Annotated in this window: 7 protein-coding genes; all 7 read left to right on the top strand. The window is 70.2% G+C overall.

Annotated elements, in window-relative coordinates; all coding sequences use genetic code 11:
* Nucleotides 1-186: hypothetical protein (locus WBA11_RS04205; protein ID WP_424519473.1), on the top strand; the 186-nt coding region annotated here is incomplete at its 5' end.
* A 65-nt stretch (nt 187-251) separates the two neighbouring features.
* On the top strand, nt 252-869 hold the full coding sequence (locus tag WBA11_RS04200; protein WP_424519472.1) for a response regulator: 618 nt from the start codon (nt 252-254) through the stop codon (nt 867-869).
* 84 nt (nt 870-953) lie between these two features.
* The gene (locus tag WBA11_RS04195) at nt 954-1547 is read left to right on the top strand and encodes a hypothetical protein (RefSeq protein ID WP_424519471.1); all 594 of its coding nucleotides are present in this window, start codon (nt 954-956) and stop codon (nt 1545-1547) included.
* A 47-nt stretch (nt 1548-1594) separates the two neighbouring features.
* On the top strand, nt 1595-2158 hold the full coding sequence (locus tag WBA11_RS04190; protein ID WP_424519470.1) for a hypothetical protein: 564 nt from the start codon (nt 1595-1597) through the stop codon (nt 2156-2158).
* A gap of 47 nt (nt 2159-2205) precedes the next feature.
* Nucleotides 2206-2832, top strand: a complete 627-nt coding sequence (locus WBA11_RS04185; RefSeq protein WP_424519469.1) for a hypothetical protein — start codon at nt 2206-2208, stop codon at nt 2830-2832.
* Nucleotides 2833-2868: 36 nt separating this feature from the next.
* Nucleotides 2869-3534, top strand: coding sequence for a NuoI/complex I 23 kDa subunit family protein (locus WBA11_RS04180; protein ID WP_424519468.1), 666 nt, complete (start codon nt 2869-2871; stop codon nt 3532-3534).
* A gap of 74 nt (nt 3535-3608) precedes the next feature.
* Nucleotides 3609-3939, top strand: a 331-nt coding sequence (locus WBA11_RS04175; RefSeq protein WP_424519467.1) for a hypothetical protein, incomplete at its 3' end; no start/stop codon positions are given.

Below are 3939 nucleotides of genomic sequence, written 5' to 3'. Positions count from 1 at the left end.
ATCCAAGAGCGCGCCGACCTGCTCCGCGGCTCCGTCGTCATCGGGCGGAGCGGGCTCGGCGGCACGCGTCTCGCCCTCGAAGCGCCCGTATCGGCTCACCGTCTCGCACGGCTCGAGGAGGCCGAGGGCCGAGGACGAGGTGCGGAGCCGCTCGCCCTCGAGGACGAGAGCACGAACGGCGTCTGAGGCGTAGGCCCGGCCTCGAGGTCGCGGCGGTCACCCGATCGGAAATCGTCCATAGAAAACCAACCATGCCCACCCCCGTCACCGTCGTCGTCGCCGACGACCATCCCGTGTTCCGTGCCGGCATCCGCGAGGCCCTCGAGAAAGGAGGCCACGTCGATGTCGTGGGCGAGGCCGCCGACGGCGTCGAGGCGCTCAAGCTGGTCCGCCGGCTCCGGCCCGCCGTTCTCTTGCTCGACATGAACATGCCCGAGCTCTCCGGCCCCGAGGTCGCGGCCGAGTTGCGGGAGGACCCCGAGGCCCCGCGCATCCTGGCGCTCTCGGCCTACAACGACTCCGCCTACATCCACGGGCTCTTGGAGGCCGGCGCCGCAGGCTACATCACCAAGGACCAACACCCGACGGCCGTCCGCGAGGCCGTCTTGGCCGTTGACCGTGGCGAGGGCCGGTGGTTCGTGCCCATCCCGCGCAAGCCCGAGACGCTGTCGCCGCTGACCGGCCGGGAGCACGAGGTCCTGGTCCTGATGGCGCGGGGGCTCGACAACGGGACGATCGGGGAGCGGCTTCGGATCGCCGAGAACACCGTCCGCAACCACCTGGCGGCGGTCTACTCCAAGCTCGACGTCGGTTCGGCGCGGGAGGCCGTCGCGTGGGCCTGGGAGAACGGCTTGGTGCGGACGGGGTAATCCGGCCTCGAGGACGAGTAGTGCAAACGGATCAGGGCGCCCTCGAGGACGCGTCGGACGTTGGGGACCTCCTCTCCGACCTCGATGACGCGTCTCTCTCTTCTCATCGTCCTCCTAGCGTCCACGGTCGCCACGGCGCAGACCGAAAAGCGATTCGAGTTCGCCACCGTCGGTTTCGGAACGAGCACCGGAACGCCAGGCGGTCCCAGCTTCAACGACTCGTTCGTCAGCCTGGCGGCGGACTACCACGCGGACGTAAAGGGGCTCTACGTCCGCGGCGGCGTGTCGCACCAAAGCTGCTGCATCATCTTTGGCGGTGACGAGGTCACGGAAGGCCACCTCGCGTTCGGGCTGGCGCACCAGACCGGCCCGGCGCTCCTAACCTTGAGTGCGGGGCCGACGCTCGCGTACGTGGTGCGCTCGACGTACCGCAACGACAGCCCCCAGAGTCCTCTGGACCGGACCGAAGGCCCGGGGCTCGGCGCTCACGTGAGCGCGGCCGTCCACCTCGCCGTCGTTCAGGAGGTCGCGCTCGGCCTCGAGGCGTTCGCCAACGTCAACACGCAGACCCCCATCGCGGGCGCCCGTCTGACGTTCGGACTGGGCCGGCTGCCCCGTCCACTCATCCCCTTGCCCAGCAACTCGTCCTCGAGGACGAGCCGCTCGGGCTCCGAGTAGTCCGTCCGCACCATGGCGTCTTCGAGGACGCGCGGGACCTTGGCGGTATGACCCCTCGCCTCCTTGCGCTCCTTGCCCTCTCCGGCTGCGCCGCCGCCTCCCACTCCGTCGATCCCGCCCTCGAGGGCGACCGCCTGGCCTGGGCGAACGCGCTCTTCGCGTCGAGGCCCACCACCGTCGTCCTCGAGGACCGGACGCGCCACGACGCGACGGCGCTCCGCTTGGAGGCCGATACGACGACGTGGATCGACCCGGCGACGCAGGACTTGGTCTCCGTCCCGACCTCGTCCGTCCTCGAGGTCGAGCGTCGCGACGCCGGCCGGGCGGGGAACCGGATCGTGGTGCGAGGTGCCGTCACGGGCGCATCCGTCGGTGGGGCGGCCGGAGCGGTGGCCGGGTACCAGTCGGACGGGTGTCTCTCGTTCTCCTGCGGACCTCCGTCGGCCATCGCGCGGCTCACGTTCGGCGCCGTGGTCGGCGTGTCGGGCGCCGTCGTCGGAGCCATCGGGGGCGCAACGGGAGGAATCGTGACGGGGTGGTTCAGCCCCAAGACCGAGCGCTTCGAGGTCGCGCCGTCCTCGACGACGGCCCGCACACCTGTCTACGAGTAGTCCGTCTGCATCATGGCGTCCTCGAGGACGCGCCGGACCTTGGTGCTATGACGATCCGACTCCTCGCGCTCGCCGCGCTCGCTCTCTCCGGCTGCGCCGCCACGACGCACGCCATCGACCCCGCCGCCGAGCCCGACCGGCTCGCCTGGGCCAACGACCTGTTCGCGTCGCGCCCGACGACCGTCGTCCTCGAGGACGGCACGGCCTACGACGCGACCGCGCTCCGCTTGGAGGCCGACACGACGACCTGGATCGACCCCGCGACGCAGAGCCTGGTCTCGATCCCGACGTCGGCCGTCCTCGAGGTCGAGCGTCGCGACGGCGGGCGCTCGGTGAGCCGCGTCGTCCGTCGCGGAATCGTGGCCGGTGCCATCGCGAGCGGGCTCCTGTTCGCGGCCGCCGGCGTCGAGTCTGGAGGGTGCTTCATCTTCTGCGGCAGCGAGCCGCCCACGACAGGGGAGCGGGTGCGCGCCGGCGTGTCGTGGGGCGTCGGTGGGGCCATGATCGGCGCGTTCTACGGCGTGGTCGGCGGAACGGTCGTCGGCGTGGCGAGCAGCCCGACGGAGCGCTTCGAGGTCGTGTCGCCCTCGAGGACGGGGCTCGTTCCGTCGCGGGCGAGCCTCGGCCTTGAAGCGGCGGAGAACGGGCCGTCCCCGACGAACCGCGCGCCCTAGACGGCGTAGCTTCCGGGTCCCGCCCTCGACGCAGTCATGCCCGGAACGCCCGTCAACAACGCCACGCCCGACGAGCGGAAGCTCAACTTCTGGGAGCGGCTCTACCTGCCGGAGATCTTCAAGGGTCTCGGCTACTCGGCCTCGAAGATGTCGCTCGAGAGCTACGCGTTTGAGTATCCCGAGGAGCAGTGGTACCCACCGGACTCGTACCGCGGCCGTCCCGTGTTGGTGGAGGAGCAGGGCCGCCCTCGATGCGTCGCCTGCGGGCTGTGTGCGCGATCGTGCCCGCCGCTCGCGATCTCGATGCAGGCCCACGAGGTCACGGACGACATCAAGGAGCGCGAGCCGGAGTGGTTCGAGATCAACATGCTCCGCTGCATCTACTGCGGGTTCTGCGAGGAGGTCTGCCCCGAGGAGGCCATCGTGATGTCGAAGGAGTACGACCTGACGTTCCAGAACCGCGAGGAGGCCCATTTCGGAATCGACAAGCTGCTGGTCCCCAAGGAGCGCTTGGTCGACCGTCTGAACTTCCTCGACCGCCGCCGCAACGGCCAGCCCGAGGGCGACTGGAAGCACAAGGAGGAGAACAACGTCCACACCCTGCGCAACCGCCTGGACTACGTCGCCCGCGTCGAGGACGCCGTCGCGGAGGCCCAGAACCCGAACCCCCAAGAGCCGATCGCCGAAGACGTCGAAGCCTAGGGATTAGGTGTTGGGGTTTAGGGATTAGGGTCCGTCCCCTACCCCTAGACCCCAATCCCCAATACCCACGTTCCATGCCCGACCTCGACGCCTACGCTCAGCCCCGACGCGACGCCGCCACGCTGGCCGCCCGTCGTGAGGCGTTGCTCGACCAGCTCGGCTGGCTCGAGGACGAATCCTCCGCGCTGGCGCCGCTGCTCGCGAACCTCCCCACCTGGGCGACGGAGCAGGCGCCGATGCCGAACGACCGGACCGCCAAAGAGACGTTCGCCTTGTTCGCCGCCTTGGACCGCGATGTGACCCCGCGCTGGCTCGAGCGCATCCAGGCCCACGACGCGCCCGTCTTGGAGACGCCGGACCTCGTCCTCGAGGGCGCCACCGCCGAAGGTGTCCGCGCAGCGAACG

Source organism: Rubrivirga sp., assembly GCF_049648075.1.
GTDB lineage: Bacteria > Bacteroidota > Rhodothermia > Rhodothermales > Rubricoccaceae > Rubrivirga.
Note: the sequence above shows the minus strand (reverse complement) of the source record. Positions and strands in the feature narration are given on the sequence as shown.